13 protein-coding genes are annotated in these 19,423 nt (G+C 44.1%); 6 read left to right on the top strand and 7 right to left on the bottom strand.

Annotated features, from left to right (window positions below):
* Positions 1 to 166 precede the first annotated feature (166 nt).
* The 4 genes from LU351_RS16425 to ggt form a co-directional block, all read right to left on the bottom strand.
* The gene (locus LU351_RS16425) at positions 167 to 568 is read right to left on the bottom strand and encodes a hypothetical protein (protein ID WP_232595176.1); all 402 of its coding nucleotides are present in this window, start codon (positions 566 to 568) and stop codon (positions 167 to 169) included.
* Positions 569 to 698: 130 nt separating this feature from the next.
* Positions 699 to 1,400, bottom strand: a complete 702-nt coding sequence (locus tag LU351_RS16420) for a hypothetical protein (protein ID WP_232595175.1) — start codon at positions 1,398 to 1,400, stop codon at positions 699 to 701.
* Between the two features lie 523 nt (positions 1,401 to 1,923).
* Positions 1,924 to 3,981, bottom strand: coding sequence for a M13 family metallopeptidase (locus LU351_RS16415; RefSeq protein ID WP_232595174.1), 2,058 nt, complete (start codon positions 3,979 to 3,981; stop codon positions 1,924 to 1,926).
* Positions 3,982 to 4,229: 248 nt separating this feature from the next.
* Positions 4,230 to 6,116 (bottom strand): gamma-glutamyltransferase, encoded by a 1,887-nt coding sequence (ggt, locus tag LU351_RS16410; protein WP_232595173.1) that lies wholly within the window; start codon positions 6,114 to 6,116, stop codon positions 4,230 to 4,232.
* Positions 6,117 to 6,305: 189 nt separating this feature from the next.
* On the opposite strand from ggt, the gene LU351_RS16405 reads away from it, so the two are divergent.
* On the top strand, positions 6,306 to 7,007 hold the full coding sequence (locus tag LU351_RS16405) for a fumarylacetoacetate hydrolase family protein (RefSeq protein ID WP_232595172.1): 702 nt from the start codon (positions 6,306 to 6,308) through the stop codon (positions 7,005 to 7,007).
* Positions 7,008 to 7,274: 267 nt separating this feature from the next.
* Here LU351_RS16405 and LU351_RS16400 read toward each other — a convergent pair whose 3' ends face one another.
* Positions 7,275 to 8,999: a di-heme-cytochrome C peroxidase gene (locus LU351_RS16400; RefSeq protein ID WP_232595171.1), complete on the bottom strand. Its 1,725-nt coding sequence runs from the start codon at positions 8,997 to 8,999 to the stop codon at positions 7,275 to 7,277.
* Between the two features lie 647 nt (positions 9,000 to 9,646).
* On the opposite strand from LU351_RS16400, the gene LU351_RS16395 reads away from it, so the two are divergent.
* The 3 genes from LU351_RS16395 (at position 9,647) to LU351_RS16385 (ending at position 13,273) form a co-directional block, all read left to right on the top strand.
* Complete coding sequence (locus tag LU351_RS16395) at positions 9,647 to 9,904, top strand: DUF2970 domain-containing protein (RefSeq protein WP_232595170.1); 258 nt, start codon at positions 9,647 to 9,649, stop codon at positions 9,902 to 9,904.
* Between the two features lie 1,202 nt (positions 9,905 to 11,106).
* The gene (locus tag LU351_RS16390; RefSeq protein ID WP_232595169.1) at positions 11,107 to 12,768 is read left to right on the top strand and encodes a nitrite/sulfite reductase; all 1,662 of its coding nucleotides are present in this window, start codon (positions 11,107 to 11,109) and stop codon (positions 12,766 to 12,768) included.
* Entirely contained in the window at positions 12,752 to 13,273 is a 522-nt protein-coding gene (locus LU351_RS16385; RefSeq protein WP_232595168.1) for a DUF934 domain-containing protein, read from the top strand. The genes LU351_RS16390 and LU351_RS16385 overlap by 17 nt, the downstream gene beginning before the upstream one ends.
* A gap of 195 nt (positions 13,274 to 13,468) precedes the next feature.
* Here LU351_RS16385 and LU351_RS16380 read toward each other — a convergent pair whose 3' ends face one another.
* Together LU351_RS16380 and LU351_RS16375 are read right to left on the bottom strand one after the other, a co-directional pair.
* The gene (locus tag LU351_RS16380; protein WP_232595167.1) at positions 13,469 to 15,763 is read right to left on the bottom strand and encodes a hypothetical protein; all 2,295 of its coding nucleotides are present in this window, start codon (positions 15,761 to 15,763) and stop codon (positions 13,469 to 13,471) included.
* A 222-nt stretch (positions 15,764 to 15,985) separates the two neighbouring features.
* Complete coding sequence (locus tag LU351_RS16375; protein WP_232595166.1) at positions 15,986 to 16,129, bottom strand: hypothetical protein; 144 nt, start codon at positions 16,127 to 16,129, stop codon at positions 15,986 to 15,988.
* Positions 16,130 to 16,214: 85 nt separating this feature from the next.
* Here LU351_RS16375 and LU351_RS16370 point away from each other — a divergent pair, with 85 nt between their 5' ends.
* Together LU351_RS16370 and LU351_RS16365 are read left to right on the top strand one after the other, a co-directional pair.
* Positions 16,215 to 17,381, top strand: a complete 1,167-nt coding sequence (locus LU351_RS16370) for a cation:proton antiporter domain-containing protein (RefSeq protein WP_232595165.1) — start codon at positions 16,215 to 16,217, stop codon at positions 17,379 to 17,381.
* Between the two features lie 428 nt (positions 17,382 to 17,809).
* Positions 17,810 to 19,339, top strand: coding sequence for a glycoside hydrolase family 26 protein (locus LU351_RS16365; protein ID WP_232595164.1), 1,530 nt, complete (start codon positions 17,810 to 17,812; stop codon positions 19,337 to 19,339).
* Positions 19,340 to 19,423 lie beyond the last annotated feature (84 nt).

Genomic DNA, 19,423 nt, shown 5'->3' with positions numbered 1-19,423 from the left:
TTATCACTGCTAGATATCTTTTCAACGAGACTTGAAAGCTCATTCTCTAAAATTTTATATACGATTTCCATGGTCTCCTCAAGGAACGTAACGCCCGCATTTGGGGCCGGAGTGAAGCGAAGCGTAACGGAGGTCCCAGCCGCTTCGCGGCGACAACATGCGTTTGTTATGTTTTGATTGCTGCAACTAACCGTTCAAAGATAAAAGTAGTTGGACCGTATTTTTGCTGTACACAAATTTCAAAGGTTTCCACTACCACCTTGGCACCTACAGAAATCTCTTCATTAGCCCAATAACCAATGCGATCAAATTCTACTAACGTACCATTTATATCAATCTCAACTGACTCGTATTGCTCATTAAACTGGTCGACTCTTTCTCCGACAAAAGTAACAACACCTGAATTCTCTTTATGAGGCACTGTCCCAGATTCATACTTCTGCCACCACTGATGAGAACCTACCGTCCCATTAGACTCGATATATTCTGGCCAATCAGCCTCAAGAGCTTCGTTAACTGCAGCTGACCATGAAGGTTCTGATTCCTTTAGGTCAAAAATTAATGACATTCTTTAAATCTCGGTGAACATAACGCCTTGCTCACCGGCACATACTACGGAGAGCGTTTTGTGAAAAAATGGCGCGAAGCGACATACACAAAAACGAACGTAGTAGTATGTGTCCGAGTGGAGCAATTTGTTAGCCCTTTTTATCGCTGCCTCTAGAGGATTTATTGCTATTATCTTTAAATATTTTCACAGGTGGCCCCTGAGGTTTCTCAGAAGTCGTAGGCTTGGAAGTTGTCGTTTGCTTTTTGTCGTTCATAATTTTGCCCTGATCATGATTAATTATTTCTATTTTGTGTACCGGTGGTTCGGTATTAATCTTAACGTACAAGAAAAACGGTGAAGCCAAAAATAATGCTATTAATGCCCTTGATATGTTAACTGTAGCTTCATGAATATAACCCCCGCGGATTATGTTATTTTCGCTATTGATATCTGCCGCCTCTATGAGGCAATCATTAAAATAATCTTCAAAATCTTGGTTAGCCGATTGAACCGAACTTTCTTCACCTTCCTCTTGCTCTCTATACCACGAGATTAGTTTTTCATAGTGCTCTTTTAGTTCTCGCGACAAAGGGAGTTTTGCATGGTTATGCCCGACTAGTGATTTGAAAAGTAATATTACAGCGTAGCCAGAAAATGCCACTGATATTGCTACAATACTAATAAATATATAGGTAAACGCTGAGTGTGAATAAGGTAACTTTAATATCATGGTAGATGTAGCTGTTGCAATAACAGTAAGAGCAACAATCGGCACATTTACCGCTGAACTCAAGGATACTTTCCTTTCCATTTCAGCATCATATTGGTTTTGAAGAATTTCTCTATTCAAGACTCACCCTATGGCTAACGCTTAGTAAACGGCACCTGCCGTATTATCTCAAATGATACTGCACATGCCGTGTTATTTCTGATTTTAGGCAATAATACCGCAAGCGCCGCTTATTATCCAAATATCACAACATCCAAATTTGATAGTAACCAACTGATTTTATTGATTTTTTTAAGGCTTATAGAAATCAAGCAAAAATGAACGAAACCTGTATACTTTTTAAGCGCCAGCATTAAAAGTAACCACCCGCTGTTTAATCTGAAAAAGCTTATATAACCCTTTTCACCATAACTTCATGAAAATAAAGCCGTTTTTCTCAAGAAGTCTTCAAATCGACCAGATAGCACGGCATATGCCGCTTTATTACCCATAAAATAAACGCATAAAAAAAGCCTGAACCCTTAATGTTCACTATGGCGCCGGCACATCAGTAAACATTCGGATTCAGGCTTTCTCTGCAGCATCACCTCTAAAGATGACGTGCCAATCTATTTATTGTTAGAGGTTAATGATTACACATCAATTACCAAATCTTCACTCGCTCGTTTTCTGGCAAGTACAAACCATCACTTTCTTTCACATCAAACGCTTCGATGAATTCCGGCATGTTTCTTACTACGCCATTTACGCGGTATTGCGCGGGGCTATGTGGATCTGTTTTGATCATGTTACGCAAACGCTCTGGCGTGTATTTCGCTGAGAAGGCCTGTGCCCAGCCGAAGAAGAAACGTTGCTCGCCAGAAAGGCCGTCTAGTACGGGGGCTTCTTCATTCTTGAGGGATAATTCATATGCTTTATGAGCAATGGTTAAACCACTTAAATCACCTATATTTTCCCCAAGCGTTAATTCACCATTAACAAATAGACCGTCTTCGGGCTCAAATGCAGCGTATTGATTGACCAATAATTTGGTACGAGATTTAAAGGCACTTAAATCTTGGTCTTTCCACCAGTTTTTCAGTTCACCATTTCCGTTGTAGCGCGAACCTTGATCGTCAAAACCATGGCCCATTTCATGGCCAATCACACCTCCGATAGCCCCATAATTGACGGCATCGTCTGCATTTAAATCAAAAAACGGGGGTTGAAGAATGGCCGCAGGAAAAACAATTTCATTCATGATCGGATTGTAATACGCATTCACGGTTTGCGGTGACATATGCCATTCATCACGATCAACTGGCTTACCAAGTTTTTCTACGTCTTCTTTAAAAGAAAATTCACTGGCAGCGATGATATTGCCAACAAGGTCATCGTCTTTCAGCTCAAGGCCCGCATAGTCTTTCCATTTATCGGGGTAACCAATTTTTGGGGTAAATTTCTGTAATTTATCAATGGCTTGTTGCTTGGTTTCTTCGCCCATCCATTCCAAGCCGAGAATGCCTTGACGATAAGCTTCACGGAGGTTTTCCACTAATTCCACCATGCGCGCTTTTGCTTCTGGTGGAAAGTGCTTGGCCACATACACTTGACCTAATGCCTCACCCAAATGACGATTGGTTAAACGTAAACCTTCTTTCCAACGCTCACTGGGCTCTTTAACACCGGATAATTTACGAGAAAAGAAATCAAAGTTTTCGTCTTTAACCGCTTTGGGTAAATAATTGGCAATGCCCGTTAACGCTTGCCATTTTAAATACACTTTCCACTCATCCAATGACATGAGTTTCACCAACTCATTATTGAAATGCTCCACATAACTGGGCATTCCCACAATGTAACGACTTTGTCCTGCAACACCCAAGCCTTGTAAATACTCATCCCATGGCCAATTGGGTGCCATGGCTTTTAATTCATCAATGGTTTTCGGGTTGTAGGTTTTGACCGCATCACGACTTTCTACTCGACTCCAGTGGCCTTTCGCAATGCGTGTTTCGACCGCCAATACAGTGTCGGCTTGGAGTTCTGGGTTGGTAGCATTCACCAACGTAAACATATTCACCAAGTGCTGACGATATTGCTTAATAATGGTTTGGCCTTTTTCAGACTCATCAAAATAGTAGCTCTCATCAGGCAAGCTCAAACCCGACTGATACACATACACAACGTTGGTATTGGGGTCTTTTTTATCACTGTAAACACTCACCGATAAAGGCGAAGAACCCCCCTGCACCCAAGGCGTTGTTAAAAACGCCACAAGATCATCTTGTGTATTGATGGCATCAATGGGCTTAATGAGCGCTTGGTACGGTGCCATTCCACGCACTTCGATAGCCGCTTCATCCATGTAGCTACCATAAAGCGCAGCGACTTTTTGCTGTTCGGCATTCTTTTCTTCAAGTGTTACTAGCTCATCCAAAATCGCTTTAACGTCTTCTTCGGTGTTGTCTCGTAAAATCGCGAAGCTGCCGTAGTAAGACTTATCGGAGGGAATTTCCGCTGTTTTTAACCAGCCGCCATTAACATGCAAAAAGAGATCGTCTTGGGGTCGTACAGTGGAATCTATGTTCTCGGTAACAATACCGGAAGTCATTTGGGTATCGTTTTTTACTGGCCCACCACAACCAGTAATAAAACTGGCGGACAACGCGGGGATCAATAACCAACGACGTGCTCTGCGAGCAAAAAGTGGATTTAACATAGGTATTCCTTATTGTATTTCACGTTCTGCTGTTTTTTTAAACGGCAGCTTTGTTGTATTGGCGACGCTTTTGGCACCGGCTTGTTAAGGTGTATTTGATAGACGAATGAGACAATTGTCGCATCAGATAATAAACTCAATTAAAGACAATGTAAGTGACATCGTTTCACGCTCTTGGGTTCATCGTCACCGAAAGATCTTGAACAATTTGTGATTGCCTTACACAGCCAACCTCGAAGAGGCTTTGATTATTGATTTCGCTCTCTTAAGCGGGGTTCGGCTACCGGCACAAATTCGCCACTGTTTTTTTGCACTACCGCTGTTGAAGAGCCGGTGAACCGTAAATTCATGACCTTATGACCTTTGGCCTCCAGTGCTTCTCGTGTTTCTGAATCGACGACCTGCTCAACAAACAGCACTTCCGGTTTCCATTGCTGGTGGATGCGAGGCGCCGCTAAAGACTCCTGCAGTGGGTAATCCAAAGTAATGTGGTTCACAATGCCTTGCAGCACCTGAGTAATAATCAATGGCCCACCCGCTGCGCCAATGGCCATCACCGGATTCACAGGCTTACCGTTGTCATCATTTTTCACCACGATGGTCGGAGTCATACTACTGAGTGGGCGTTTACCGGGCTGAATGCTGTTGGCCTCCGAACCAACCAAGCCATATACGTTCGGCACACCTGGTTGAGCAGAGAAATCGTCCATTTGATTATTCATGATTACCCCCGTACCGGGAATGATCACCTTGCTGCCAAAATTCGTATTCACGGTGGTGGTTAACGCAACCCAATTACCCTGGCCATCAGCCACAGAAATATTGGTGGTGTGGGTTTGAAACCAGTCACTGTCCCATGCTTTGGGTTTGCCATAGGAAACAGAAGCCAGCGCTTTATCAGAAGAAATTTTCGACGCTAATTGATCCGCGTATTCTTTGGAAGTGAGCCCTTTCGGAACATGGGTATAGGCCGGGTCACCCAACCAGTGTGCTCGATCCGCGAAAGCCAGTTTCATGGCCTCGCCTACAAGATGGTAACGCTCAGAATCCGATAGCCCTTTTAAGGAAAAGTGCTCCAAAATATTCAACATCTCCGCAACATGCACCCCCCCTGAGCTGGGTGGCGGGAAGCCGTAAATCGTATGGCCTTGGTAGGTCGATTGAATTGGGTTTCTCAATTTGATCTCGTAATTGGCCATATCTTCAACCGTGATTAAACCACCATTGGCCGCCATCCATTCACCAACGGCTTTGGCGAACTCGCCTTGGTAAAAGTGCGCAGATCCTTCTTTTGCAATGGCCCGATAAGTTGCCGCCAAATCTTTTTGCTTGAGAATGTCTCCCTCAGACCAAGTTTCGCCATCATCACTAAAGAACACCACTTTACTGGCCGGGAAACGTCCCAGCGCCTCAGCAGAGGAGCGCAAACGCTTTGCATACACCGGTGTCACCACAAAGCCCTCATCGGCCACGGTTGCCGCACGCTCCAAATGATCAGCAAAGGTTTGTGCGCCACCGTTTTTCATCAAATAATCGAAAACGGCAATGGAGCCCGGTACACCACTGGCCAACGGCCCGGTGCGACTCCAATCTTTCATAAATTCGCCATCCTTGAGGTACATATCCCGGTGCGCTTTCGCGGGGGCCATTTCACGACCATCCACCGCTTCAACACGACCATCGGCCCAATACACCAACGCAAATAAACCGCCACCAATACCTGAGTTATGGCCATCCACCACACCCAGCATCAATGCGGCCGCCACCGCCGCATCTACGGCATTTCCACCACTTTCCAGCACCTCAATAGCGGCTTTGGTAGCAAGCGGGTGAACGGTTGCCGCCGCCCCTTTACCCTGAGCCGCCACCATGTCGTAGTCTGGTGCTTGTCTCTTTGAATGATCATTCGATGGGTGATCTGATAAACCCGAAGAATTGGAAGAGGCCGTCTTTGGCATCATGGATGCGGACTCAGCAACGTTATGCGCTTTTTCTGAATTGTCTGTATGACCACAACCAGCCAAAACCAGGCTACCGGCCAACGACGCCACAGCAACTACAGAGCGCAAAGTCATACTAGAGCGCAAAATCATACTAGAACGCACGACGCGCGTGAGTGGATGAAAACCTGTCATGTTCAAGACCCCTAGCTCCAAAATTATGTTTTATTCCTTCGCCCGCAATCATCACTCATCATGATCTACCGGCGCGGATAGCTTAAGATGTGTTATAACACCCCATTCATCGACGTATCGCAAGCTGCTATACGAAAAAGAACAAGAAAGCGGTTGAGCCAAAACCGTAAAACGTCACGGAGCCTCATTATGAGCATGGTATTCCCACCGAACCCACCCACAACATTGCCCGTTACCGGTCAAGACAGCCGCTTCCCTGTAAGACGAGTTTATTGTGTGGGTCGCAACTACACCGATCATGCTCTTGAAATGAATTCAGACCCGAAGGAGCCGCCCTTTTTCTTCACCAAACCTGCCGATGCCGTGGTGCCGCCTAATCACCCGATCTACTACCCCGTAAAAACCAATGAGTTGCATCACGAAGTAGAGTTAGTAGTTGCTCTGGAGCGAGGCGGCATCAACCTCAATACGAAGGAAGCGTCACATTGTATTTTTGGTTATGCCGTCGGGCTTGACCTTACTCGTCGTGACCTTCAACGCGACGCCAAAGACAAAAGCCGCCCTTGGTGTACCGCCAAAGCATTCGATCACTCCGCCGTGGTCGGTCCAATCAGTACAAAACGCGACTGCGGCCATAAAACCGAAGGCGATATTAAACTCAGCGTTAACGGAGAAATTCGCCAACACGGTAAACTGGAAGATATGGTTTGGAAAACCGTCGATATTATTGTGGAATTATCACAATACTTCGAATTACAACCGGGCGATTTGATTTTCACCGGAACACCCAAAGGCGTTGGGCCGTTAATTCCTGGAGATCGACTGGAAGCATCTATTGATGGGCTAGAAAAATTAACCAATAAGGTAGTGACTGGGCGAAGAAGAATGTGATAAATGAGCGATAAATAAGCATCTAATCAGACGACTCAAGGTTTCCGGAAAAACGTTACCCGATTTGAAAAATTAGACTAATCGCTGACTAAATTCTTAGTATTAATAGACCGTATCAACCATGGTGGATGACAAACGAGCCGGAGGAAAGAGAGAAAATAAAAAAGGCCAGCCTCAACAAAGGGTGGCCTTTTTTTATACACAAATGTTTGTTCACAACACCTTTCAATAGCCACCATTTAAAAAAGTGGCTATTTCAACATGCCTTTATCTCAAGGTTTTCAAATACTCAATCAAAGCAAAACGCTCGTAGTCAGACATAGACGTACCAAACTCATGTCCTACATTGGTTGCACCATACTGTGTAGTATCCACAGAGAATACAAACTTATCATCACCCGGTTTTAAATCCGTACGATAACCTAAACGAATTGGGTCATAATTGGTGTGTCCTACAGGGAATTGCTTCGTACGCTCTTCTGCCGGCAATAATAATTCATAAATACTTGGCACCGAACCATTATGAAGATAAGGAGGGCTTGCCCAAATTCCTGCCATTGGCTCTGCAACCAAAACTCGACGGAATGACCACTCAGGATCTAATCCTTGTTCAATTGGGTCAATTTCTGCGGCGGTTGTGCCTTGTTTTTCATACCATTCAAATTTCACCGCATCTATATTACTGTTAATCGCTACATCATAGGGCAAAACTTCATCGCCAAGCACAATAGGCTGATCAAAGACGTCAAAATATGCGCTATCGGTCTTGATTAATTCAAGTGGATACTCGGGTAGTCGAGTGAGTTCTTTCGGGTGTGTTTTTGCATGGCAGTCAACACAATGCTTATCGTAAAGTCGCTCACCCTTCGCAGCATAATAAGGTTTCACTTTACCAAATGCATCTTCCGGCCAAGCAGGCACCTGAATTTGCCACGCGGCTAATTCAATCTGGTTTAATTTTTTCGGATCGTTATTGGTAACCGCGTCAACTGTCACTTGCCGAACCGTATTTAAAGAAGAAATTAAATTTCGCTCTACCTTAGAGTTGGTATTGCCGTTGTAATGTAAATTCTCAGTAAATTGCAATCCCCAGATAGGAGGACGGTCAACCATAACGTTAGTGAAGTAAGCATTTTCAAACCCGAAGAATAAAAGACGAGTAACTTCAAACGGATGCCCGCCGGGCGCTTGATAATTCCCTTCATTCATCTCGATACCCGCTAACAATGCAGGTAAAAATTCTTCTGGAGTTAACCCTGCCGACATATTGGCTTGCAACCACGCAACCATATCCGCCTTCAAAGCACTTCTGTCTTCTGGCAACGCATCATCACCCAATATTCGGTCAAGATACTCTTCTAGTAATTCAGGAGTGGCCAAGGTTTTGGTAAACGTGAATTGAAGATCAGGTAACAATCTCACCTGACCCGTTACTGGTGTTCCCGAACCCGTTACCCTGACACGAGTATCTTTAAAATCCAGTTGTGAGACATGGCACATGGCACAACTCACACCCACAACACCATTGGTAACCCCCATTCCCACTGGCAATCCATTAGGATCGTTTGGATCTTCCAATAAACCTAAGCGACTCAAATTTTCTAAATAGGGCTTACCGGTTTCCAAATCTTCCAAGGCTTCAAACCATGCCATTGGAAACCAACCCTCTTCTATTTGTACATTTTCTGGGTATTGTGTGGCATGCAAATAAATTTCACGAGCACTAGAGCTCATTCCGTCGTCTAGATGCATGATCGTCTTATTTTCATAACGACCATCTAATGGGTCAATTCTAGATAACCAACTCGACACTATTTTATCAATGGAGGGCTTTCTCCAATAAGAATGTGAGCGTTTATCTTTAACGGAAACTGCAGCCTTTTCACTCACCATTTCTGAAACGAAGTCATCATCAGAAAAAGCCGAAGGCACTGAAAACAAAACACCACATGCGCTTAGGCAGCACAAAAGGGTCTTACGAGACTGAAACATGGCTAACCTCTTCTATAAATTTTTTAGGTATTGATGCGAACAGAAGAACAACACAAGAAAATCATACAACAACAAAATATTAATGGCGCCAAAAAAAAATATTAAACACGCCAATTTATTTACAGCAAAAAAACAACTTCAAAAAAAACAGCCCGACCAATACTAAACAACCACAGAAAGGCAGCACAAACATCCTACCACACTGAAAAAAGCAAACTATCGATCTTTCAAAGCTTAACTTTATTTTACTCACCCACTTTTATTTTTAAACAATAAAAAGTGTAAAAAAAGCAAAAGGTCATCTTTTGATAACGAGAAAAAAGAATCAGAAAAAACCAAAAATTATAAGAAATTAATTTAGAAAACCAGACAGCATTAACCAAAGAAGGCCTTAACAAAAAATTACAAGGAAAATGATCTTATTAGAGAAATTCTTACAACCAGAAAAATCCAAAGCCTCTCATGAAACCAAATCATCTTATTTATTACAATTTTTCATCATCAACACAGAGAGCCTTCAGAAAAGTTCAAATTTAGATTCAAAACACAACTATTCGACACGCACACAATTGACTCAACCTTCTTTGACTCAAAGGCATGGTTACTCCATGATTAAATCGTAAACATCGACTGGATCGGAGCACCAAATGAACCACCCAACAGATGCCAACACACCCTCACCTCAATCTCAAGATCACCCTACCAAACCCAAATTAAACCATATTATTCTGAGCACCCTCTGCGCGGCCTTTGGTGTTCAAAGTCGTCGCAACCAAGAACGAGATTTTAAGCATGGCAATATTTTTGTGTTCATTACAGCGGGCATTCTCTTTACGAGCATATTTATTGGCGCTGTGTACTGGCTTGTCCATTTCGTACTTTCCCTGCACGGAGTGAATCAATAACAGAAATCGAGGAGGTAGAAATAACGAAGCAGTTATTAACTCAATAAGCCTCATTGGAAAATTTCAGGAGGAAAGACATAAAAGGTAGCCCTCTGACGCTCATGGTGACTGTTACTTTTTTTCACTTAATACCCACCCAATATCGGATCGAAAAACAGCAGCAAAAAGAAAGGGGGTACATAGAACATCACAAACAAAAACACGTGTAATGAACGATAGAAATGAAAATAATTAAGGTGAGAACAAATTGAGTTAAGAAAAGAGTAGATGTCAAAACATATTGAATAGATCGATTATATATTCATAAAGTCTTTGACTTTTCTACAAAAAAGATAAATAAAAAAACAACCATGTAGGGCCAGCACAACAACTTCATTGTGCACCGGCCCGGAGCGCCTACATGAGGTTTCAATACATTATGTAGACTATTTGTCCGTGTAACCTGTATGTGTGGAATATCGATATACTGCGTGTGAAACTAACACCACAACACACGCAATTCTATATTCTCCATGCCCATTGAGATTCGTCGCACTCAGAAACGGCCCCTAACTGTAACTAATGACTACTGCCCGCTGATCCAAAAAATGCAGGTAGACACAAAAATTACAATCAGTACTACAGCAGCTACCGAATCGGCAATGCTGTCTCCCTCTTCTTGCACTTCGATATTATTATTCATAGCAACTCCAACATTATTTTTATATAGAGTTATAGAAAGAGGCCAACAACCTATTTTGTATGGGCCAGGTTTTAATGCACTTCATAAAAGTCAATACTTTAGAACGTTTGAGCAAAAATAGTTCTAGCTCAAAATGTTCTAAAAAATACAATGACAAGTATTAAAACAGCACAACCTGTTTGACAAGTGGTTTTACGCATTATGTCAATATGGTCTATTTAAAAAAGGATTTGATTGTTTTCTGCGCTAAAAACATGATATCCCTGTTACGTTTAGTGTCTTTGTGTGGAGATTCTTCACACATGGCTCACCCCTTACTTTTGGTGTATTCTGCGCGCCAAACTTGGTGAAGCCACCACAGAACGCTAGCAATACCAAACTCCGTGATTGGTAAGGCCGATTAAAAAGACTCGATACGGCGTTTTCTGTCGATATAACGCTTAAGCAACGAGTAATTGGATGAGCGCTTTCACCAACAAAGAAGAAATCGGCCAAAGCCGACAGCAGCAGGTACACAGCCATGTACATTTATGACGCACACGACAAACACATTTTGCGCGATCGCGTTGCACAGTTTAAAAGTCAAACAGAGCGCTATCTTGCGGGCGAATTAAAAGAGGAAGAATTCCTACCTCTTCGCCTCCAAAACGGCCTTTATGTTCAACGATTAGCACCCATGCTCCGCGTTAATGTGCCTTACGGCATGCTCAACGCCGCCCAACTTCGTAAGCTGGCGCATATTGCCCGTCACTATGATAAAGGCTATTGCCATGTGAGCACCCGCCAGAACATTCAGTTTAACTGGCCAGAGTTACCCGAAGTCCCGGCCATTCTTGCGGAACTGGCCGAAGTGGATATGCACGCCACACAATCCAGCGGCAATTGTATTCGTAACACTACGTCTGACCAATTTGCCGGTATCGCTTCTGACGAACTCATCGACCCTCGCCCTTACTGTGAAATCATTCGTCAGTGGTCCAGTTTTCACCCAGAGTTCGCCTTCCTGCCGCGTAAATTCAAAATTGCCGTCACCGGCGCCACTTCTGATCGCGCAGCCATTCAAGTGCATGATATCGGCCTTCAACTCGTTCAACTCAATGGCGAAACCGGGTTTAAAGTCTTTGTGGGCGGCGGCCTTGGCCGCACCCCTGTGATTGGCCAAGTCGTTCGTGAGTTTCTTCCTGAAGCAGATTTGCTGTCCTACCTAGACGCTATTCTGCGTGTGTATAACCAATTGGGTAACCGTGAAAATAAATACAAAGCGCGCATTAAAATTTTGGTTCGTGCACTGGGTGTTGATGTATTCACGACGAAAGTAGAAGAAGAATGGCAACACATTAAAGACGGCTACGCGAAGTTAACCCGTGAAGAAATCGAACGCACTCAGGGCTTTTTTACCGAGCCGGCCTACGAAACTCTCGATGCAGCAGCGGAAGAATCTGCGCTTAAAGCGGTGGCCTCAGAGCATAAAGCGTTCAGTAAATGGCTCACCCGGAATGTGTCGGAACATCGCGTTCCCGGCTATGCTGCCGTGACTTTATCGTTAAAGCCCACAGGTGTTGCCCCTGGAGATGTGACCGACTCACAATTGGAGGCCATTGCCGATCTTTGTGAGCAATACAGTTTTGGAGAAGTCCGCACTACACACGAACAAAATATCGTGATGGGGGATGTTAAACAGTCCGATTTGTTTGCCTTGTGGGAACAACTCAAAGCACTGGGCTTCGCCACCCCCAACATCAATACCTTAACCGACATGATTTGTTGCCCCGGCGGCGACTTCTGTTCGCTAGCCAATGCCAAATCCATCCCTATCGCCGAAGATTTACAGCGCAAATTTAATGATATGGATTACGTTTATGACCTAGGCGAGTTAGACGTCAATTTATCCGGTTGCATGAATGCCTGTGGCCATCACCATGTGGGCAATATTGGTATTTTGGGCGTCGACAAAAAAGGGGAAGAGTTTTATCAGGTGCAACTGGGTGGTAACGCCGGTAATGATACGTCTCTTGGTAAAGTCCTTGGGCCAGCCTTTACCCGCGAAGAAGTGCCCGATGTAATTCAAACGATTCTTGATGTTTTTGTTGAGAATCGAACGGAAGAAGAACTGTTTATCGATACCTATCGTCGTATGGGAATGAAACCCTTTAAGGAGCGAGTCTATGCCAAAGCTGATTAAAGATGGCGCCATTGCCGACAATACGTGGCAATTTATCGATACCGCCGAAGACGCGAATACCCCACTCCCCACAGCCCCACTCCCCACAGGTAACATCATTGTGCCGTTGGCGGTTTGGCAAGCCCAAAAGGAAACATTAAAAGGTCGCCGCAATGAAATCGGTGTATGGCTCAACAGCACAGAACTGGCCGACACACTGGGTTCAGACGCAGCTGAGTTACCATTAATTGCCCTGCGTTTTCCCGTTTTTATGGACGGTCGCGGCTTTAGTACAGCGCGCTTATTACGTGAACGCTATGGGTTTACTGGTGAGCTTCGCGCTTGCGGCTATTTTATTCGTGATCAACTGTTTTATTTAAAACGCTGCGGATTTAATGCGTTTGATTTTGGCGAGCAGTACGACGAAAACGAACTGGAAAAGGCGATGCAATCACTGAATGATTTTAGTGATGGCTATCAAACCTCTGTGGATCAGCCGGTTCCTCTTTTTCGTCGCCGCGCTTAAACGCGTAGGCGGTTTTAAAAAATTTAAATACAACTGACGATTTAAAATACGACCCACAATTTAAAATACGACCCACAATTTAAAGTACGACCCACAATTCAAAACTTAAAAAGCCGTTTATTGAGTGCTACAAATAAACTCTCTCAATAAACGGCTTTTATGCTCTCTTCTTTAATAAAGCCTGTTTATACCCGCTTACAGTGATTCAAACGATCCATCACTATAAGCAATCATAATCACACCATCTCGTGCAGAAATATCTGCGAATACGTCTTCACCAACAACAATAAAGCCTTCAGCGCTGATTGTGTTATCGTCATTTTCAACTTCAGAATAAGAGAGCACAACGTTGTCCTGGTTAACGATGAAAACCTGAGACGCCTCATCCGATTCAAACGCCTGTACAGATAAACTGACGTCATCAAAATGAATCGAAAAGGTTGCACTCTCTTCCAGCTCACCGTCTTCTAAGAAAAACAACACGGCCACTTCATCGCTGACACCTTCAATGGCCGTTAAGAAAGACACCGCCACGCTGTTGAATTGATCCTCTTCACCGGCGCCAGCCGAAAGTAAAGATATTGAACCACTCACACGACTCCCAGAGGCCGAACTGAATGTTCCCCCCAAAGATAACTCGAAAAATTCTCCCTCAAACGCTTCCAATAAATCTTCAAAAAGGTCTTCCTCGTCTAGCTCTTCTTCAACATCAATGTCATCAAGCTCAGCAGAAATCAAAGATAATTCCAAAAAGCCTTCAAACGTTATTGGGTCTGCACCAGATAACTGAGTAATCATTGGCGCAATGGATAAAGCTCCAAACTCAATGGTGGAGTCTTCACCAGAAGCGCTTTCTAGTAAGCTCAAATATCCAGCTTCTGACACCAGAGACACCGTTTCCCCAATAGTGGCCGAAACATCGAAGCGTAAACTTTCATCACCCGTACTATCATCGATCAATGAGCCTTCGTCGAAAATGGTGATAGCCACAGACACATCAACCGCAACCCCAGCGTCATTCATCACCGGCACAATCTGATTAACCTGATATTGTGTGCCCTGAGCCTCCTCCGAAATCGCGACTTCAACGCCACTCACCGAATCTGTATAAGTTACTGGCTGCAAGCCAATCGAGGGATCCGTTATGGGGGGCAGGTCCGTAAACCCTCCATCCACAGGAAGCCCAGGCACAGCAACATTAGGATTCATCGCCCCCTCAATGGCAGAAACAGCCATTTCGACCGCCTCCAGCAATAAAGCCGTATCGTCATTAAAAACCCCCTCCACCAACGCTAACTCATCAGCAAAAGGTTCCTCACCCACTAAGTCGGTACTCAAAGCAATGGTACGAATGTCCGCCACGAAATCTTTAGTGACTTGCAAACCATCGGTATCACTGTCTATCGGCGTTCCTTCAGAGGGCGTAAAGCTGCCGAACATGGAAAAGAAATCCGCCTGGGTATCAAACTCAACTTCCAGCCCAGCAATGTCAATTTCAATACCCTCATCTTCTGCTTCAAGCTCGATATCGTCGATCACCAACGATGCAGCGGTTAAAATATCCGCCAAGGTCACGCCTTCAGCACCGTCTTCTTCCCGATCCGCCAACCCGTCCTGCTCTACGTATTGCTCTGCAAATAAGGCAATCGCACTGACCAAATCCGCCGAGGCGTTGTCGGTCAATACGGCTCGCACAATGGCACTGCTGTATAAATTAAACTCAAGGTCATCGTCATCGGCTTCCGCCACTGCGGCCGGATCGGTTAAATCCACGATCGAAAATAGTGTTACATCACCGGTTAAACCAAAACGATTGGCCACACTGGTATTGGCATCTTCAATGGCATCATCAACGTCATCGCCCACGGCAATGGCCTCTAGGGCAACACTGGTGGCAACGTTGGTCATGGTGGAAATGTTTGTAACAATTTCCTCTCCGGTGGGCGTAGGAATCATTGCATCCAAGACAAAACTCGTATCCGTAAGGGGGAAATCGCCGCCAAAAGGAATACCATCACCACAACCGCCTGTAATGTCACACTTCATAATGGTAGAGCCATCTTCAGCGGGTTGAATTCTTACAACAATGGGCTGATCTTCGAAGTTATCAATGGTGATACTGTAATTGCCATTTTCATCCGAGGTAGCCGAACCCAAACTATTGCTGGTGTCCACAATCCCCTCAACAATGGGGTAAGCATTCACCACACCGCCCACAATGACCCCTTTTGCGGCCGTACCGGAAATGTCGAATGACGGTTGTACCGGCGCCGGTGTAGGCGTCGCTCCGGAAGACGAGCTACCACCGCCACCACCGCCACAAGCACAGAGGCTTAAGACAAATAACCCCATACTCGCTGCACGCAAATGTTGCCCCCAACTCCATTGGGTCTTACTCGAAGGACTGTCGTCAAAAGGGCTCTCATTAAAAGGACTCTCATTAAAAGGGCTTTCATTAAAAAGACTTTTGCTCGGTGAAAACTGTTTCATATTAAATCGTCTCCTCGCCTCATTTGACACGCTCTACGCATCACGTACCCAAAAATGCCAATGAAGAATAACCGTGGTGGATAAACAGTGAAAATTGTTTGTTGAAATACGAATAACCATTGGCCATCAGACAATGACCACAGCGTAAGAACCATTGACGCAAAAAATCCTAAAATATTGCGTCAAATTCATTATTCAGAATTACAATCAGTATTGGCGGCTTTAATTAATTTTTCCAGAAAAGGCTTTGATCAATCTGTCATAAAAATAACGCTCATCTACTGAATTCATGCCTGATCTAAGCCATAAAAAAGCACCGATCAAAAAGCACTGATCCCCTTCATTATTTATTTGATTTTTATTCATTCTTCATTCATAAAGATTGACGTTCGCAGGAAACCACCTTTTCGTTTAGTCTAAATACTATTCCAATCATTTCGGTGAACGAGCCATGGGTGAGAGTCTCTTTCAAGTGTTTTTCTTGATTTTTTCAGGTGCCGCCGTTTTCGCCACTTTTGCCCTCTACACTCGACAGCCTTTATTGGTAGCCTACATCGCTCTGGGGATTTTAATTGGCCCTCATGGCACTAAGCTGATCACAGAAGTGCATTTGATCAGCGAGATCGCACATATTGGCATCATTTTTTTATTGTTTTTACTCGGGCTGGACATGCAGCCCAAAGCGTTGTTTGCCGTGCTTAAGCAGGCCACCAATGTGGGGATCATTAGCTCCATCGTGTTTGCCATCGGAGGGTACGGTATTGGGTGGGTATTTGGCTTTAGCCATGTAGAAAATATCATTATTGGTATCGCGATGATGTTCTCCAGCACCATCATTGGGATCAAATTACTGCCCACGACGGTGTTACATCACAAACACGCCGGCGAATTAATGGTTGGGTTGCTGCTGTTTCAAGATTTTATTGCCATTCTATGTTTAATGTTTCTGCTCAGCGGCGACCTCGGGCAAGTCGATGTACAAAAGCTTGGTCAAACCCTAGTCGCACTGCCATTGTTAGGCGTAAGCTCCTGGGCGTTTGTAAAATACATTTTACTGTACTTGATCGCTCGTTTTGATCGCATCCATGAATTTATTTTTTTATTGGCGATTGGCTGGTGTTTAGGGGTGGCCGAAGCTGCTGCATTCGTTGGCCTTTCCGCTGAAATTGGCGCTTTTATCGCAGGCGTCTGTCTCGCCACCAGCCCCATCTCTCAATACATTGCCATTAGCTTAAAACCTTTACGAGACTTTTTCCTTATTCTCTTCTTCTTTTCTCTGGGGGCGCAGCTGAATATTACTTTACTGTCAGATGTCATTATTGCCTCAATCGTGTTGGCCATTGCCATGCTGGTCATTAAACCTGTCACTTTTGGACTTTTACTGAAAAGCCACAGCGAAAAAGCCTCTCTGTCTTGGGATATTGGCCTGAGACTTGGGCAAATCAGTGAATTTTCTTTACTGATTGCCTTTGTCGCCACCCAAGGGGAAATGATTGGCGAAAAAGCCTCAACACTTATCCAAGCCGCCGCTATTATTACGTTTATCGTTTCCAGTTATCTAGTGATTTTTAACTTACCCAACCCCGTTGCCGTAAAAGATCATTTACGTCGAGATTGAAAAGTCAAAATTAAAAAACCGAAGTTAAAAAACCAAAGTTAAAAACCGATAAACGTTGAATTTTCATTCGGCTTCGTCACCATGGAAAAAATAATTCACGAGTCATCTCTAAAAAATAAACCTTAACATGACTTACCTATGTGAAGTACTTTATATATTCCCTGCAAAATGAGAAGCAAAGCAAACTCATTAACCAGACATCATCACAACCTATTTAAATGAAACAATAATACATACAAAAGATTTTCCAACCCAGACATAATGTCCTCGCCAGCGTTTGACCTCTCAGTCATAAAAATCTCCAATCGCGACAGCAAACGCCTCCGTCGTCGTTGTTCTGTACGAAAAGGTCTAACAAGCGTTCTTAACAACAAGGCTTTAAAAGCAAGGCCTTATTCCTAACAACGCCATAAAAACAGGGTGAAACTATGTTCAATAAAAGTAATCTGTTTAGTAAAAGTAAATTGTTTAATAAAAGTAAACGATTCAAATTATTACCGGCTGCCATCACTATCGCCACCGCTGCTCTTACATCGAGCATGTCTCATGCAGTAGAAGGCCCTTTTTTACCACCTGAAGGCCAAAAATTATTAATTATTGGCCAAGATTTACTAAGCATTGATAACTACAACGCTCAAGTAAGTGTTACCCCTGGCGGCGTAACCGGTTATGTTAGCCTAGCGGATTTAAGCGGACTGATTACCGATGTGGATAATAAAGCAGGCCCCAATAATATGGGGCGACTTTATGCTGACTATCCAAACAGCACCCTGGCGATTGGTGTTTACCTCGTTAATCAATTAGATCAAATCAACAATGGTGAATTGGATGAGAATATGGATGAAATGGTCCGTATTCTGAAGTCTTGGGAGCGCCCTGTTTTCTTGCGTTGGGGTTATGAGTTTGACGGCAATTGGAATACCTACGACCCTACCGCCTTCAAACAAGCATGGGTTCGTATGCACAATAAAATTGAGCAAGCCGATGCCGAGAACATTATTATGACTTGGCAGAGTTCAAGTTATTGTGCTCCTTGGTTAGGCGGTGCAATTCAAACTTACGGTGGTTATGACTTCCAAGACTGGTGGCCGGGTAGTGAATACGTTGATTGGGTTGCCTTTTCTTATTTCCGCCCAGACGACTGCCAAGTTCAGAACTCCGCCATTAATAACATTGTTGATTTCGCTCGCCAACACAATAAGCCTGTTATTATTGCAGAATCTGCACCACAGCGTTTCGACATCAGCGATTTAACCCATAACACAAACGTTCAGCGTCAAATACCCGATGACAATAAATCGGCTCAGCAAATTTGGGATGAATGGTTTAGCGGTTTCTTCAACTACATTGATGCCAATGATGATGTCATTAAAGCGGTCGCTTACATCAATGCTGACTGGGATAGCCAAGGCAAGTGGGCAAGCCCATATAACGAAGGTTACTGGGGTGATTCACGAGTTGAAACGAACAACACGATTCAAAATCTATGGGTCAATGAGATCTCTGGTAGTGATTGGTTAAATGCGTCTCCAGGCCTGTTTGAGTTACTGGGTAGCGACAACGCATCAACGCCAGCTCCAACACCAACACCAACGCCTACTCCAGCGCCCACTCCTACACCAACGCCTGCACCTGCACCTGCACCTGCACCTGCACCGGGTACTGGATTAGGACAGTATTTGGATTCGTCTTGTGCAAGCTCACACCCATACCGTTGCCCAACCAATAACGCTTGTTTCACGGAGCAACAAATGAACGATTATTGCTCGGTTCCCAATACGCCACCAACACCCGTATTCACTCCGGCACCCGCACCGATCTCAACACCGACGCCAACACCAATTATGCCAACACCGACGTCGAATCATTGTTCGAGCAGCCACCCGGTTTACTCGGCCTCTTGCAATCAGTGTTTTGAGAGCGACGCACAAGCCGCCAGTGCCAATTGTTCTATTTAATTAGACTATTTAGTTGAATCACTTAGTTAAACCACTTAGTTAAACCACTTAGTTAAACCATTGAGTTAAACTATTTAGTATTGA

Source organism: Marinibactrum halimedae, assembly GCF_021234875.1.
Taxonomy (GTDB): Bacteria; Pseudomonadota; Gammaproteobacteria; order Pseudomonadales; family Cellvibrionaceae; genus Marinibactrum; species Marinibactrum halimedae.
This window is presented reverse-complemented; position numbering and strand designations above follow the sequence as displayed.

What these genes read in the sequence shown, in the direction of transcription:
- LU351_RS16365 (WP_232595164.1), top strand. Translation starts at nt 17,810, where the DNA reads ATGTTCAATAAAAGTAATCTGTTTAGTAAAAGTAAATTGTTTAATAAA.
- LU351_RS16390 (WP_232595169.1), top strand. Translation starts at nt 11,107, where the DNA reads ATGTACATTTATGACGCACACGACAAACACATTTTGCGCGATCGCGTT.
- LU351_RS16425 (WP_232595176.1), bottom strand. Translation starts at nt 568, where the DNA reads ATGTCATTAATTTTTGACCTAAAGGAATCAGAACCTTCATGGTCAGCT.
- LU351_RS16415 (WP_232595174.1), bottom strand. Translation starts at nt 3,981, where the DNA reads ATGTTAAATCCACTTTTTGCTCGCAGAGCACGTCGTTGGTTATTGATC.
- LU351_RS16400 (WP_232595171.1), bottom strand. Translation starts at nt 8,999, where the DNA reads ATGTTTCAGTCTCGTAAGACCCTTTTGTGCTGCCTAAGCGCATGTGGT.
- LU351_RS16405 (WP_232595172.1), top strand. Translation starts at nt 6,306, where the DNA reads ATGAGCATGGTATTCCCACCGAACCCACCCACAACATTGCCCGTTACC.
- LU351_RS16370 (WP_232595165.1), top strand. Translation starts at nt 16,215, where the DNA reads ATGGGTGAGAGTCTCTTTCAAGTGTTTTTCTTGATTTTTTCAGGTGCC.
- ggt (WP_232595173.1), bottom strand. Translation starts at nt 6,116, where the DNA reads ATGACAGGTTTTCATCCACTCACGCGCGTCGTGCGTTCTAGTATGATT.
- LU351_RS16395 (WP_232595170.1), top strand. Translation starts at nt 9,647, where the DNA reads ATGAACCACCCAACAGATGCCAACACACCCTCACCTCAATCTCAAGAT.
- LU351_RS16385 (WP_232595168.1), top strand. Translation starts at nt 12,752, where the DNA reads ATGCCAAAGCTGATTAAAGATGGCGCCATTGCCGACAATACGTGGCAA.
- LU351_RS16375 (WP_232595166.1), bottom strand. Translation starts at nt 16,129, where the DNA reads ATGAATAAAAATCAAATAAATAATGAAGGGGATCAGTGCTTTTTGATC.
- LU351_RS16380 (WP_232595167.1), bottom strand. Translation starts at nt 15,763, where the DNA reads ATGAAACAGTTTTCACCGAGCAAAAGTCTTTTTAATGAAAGCCCTTTT.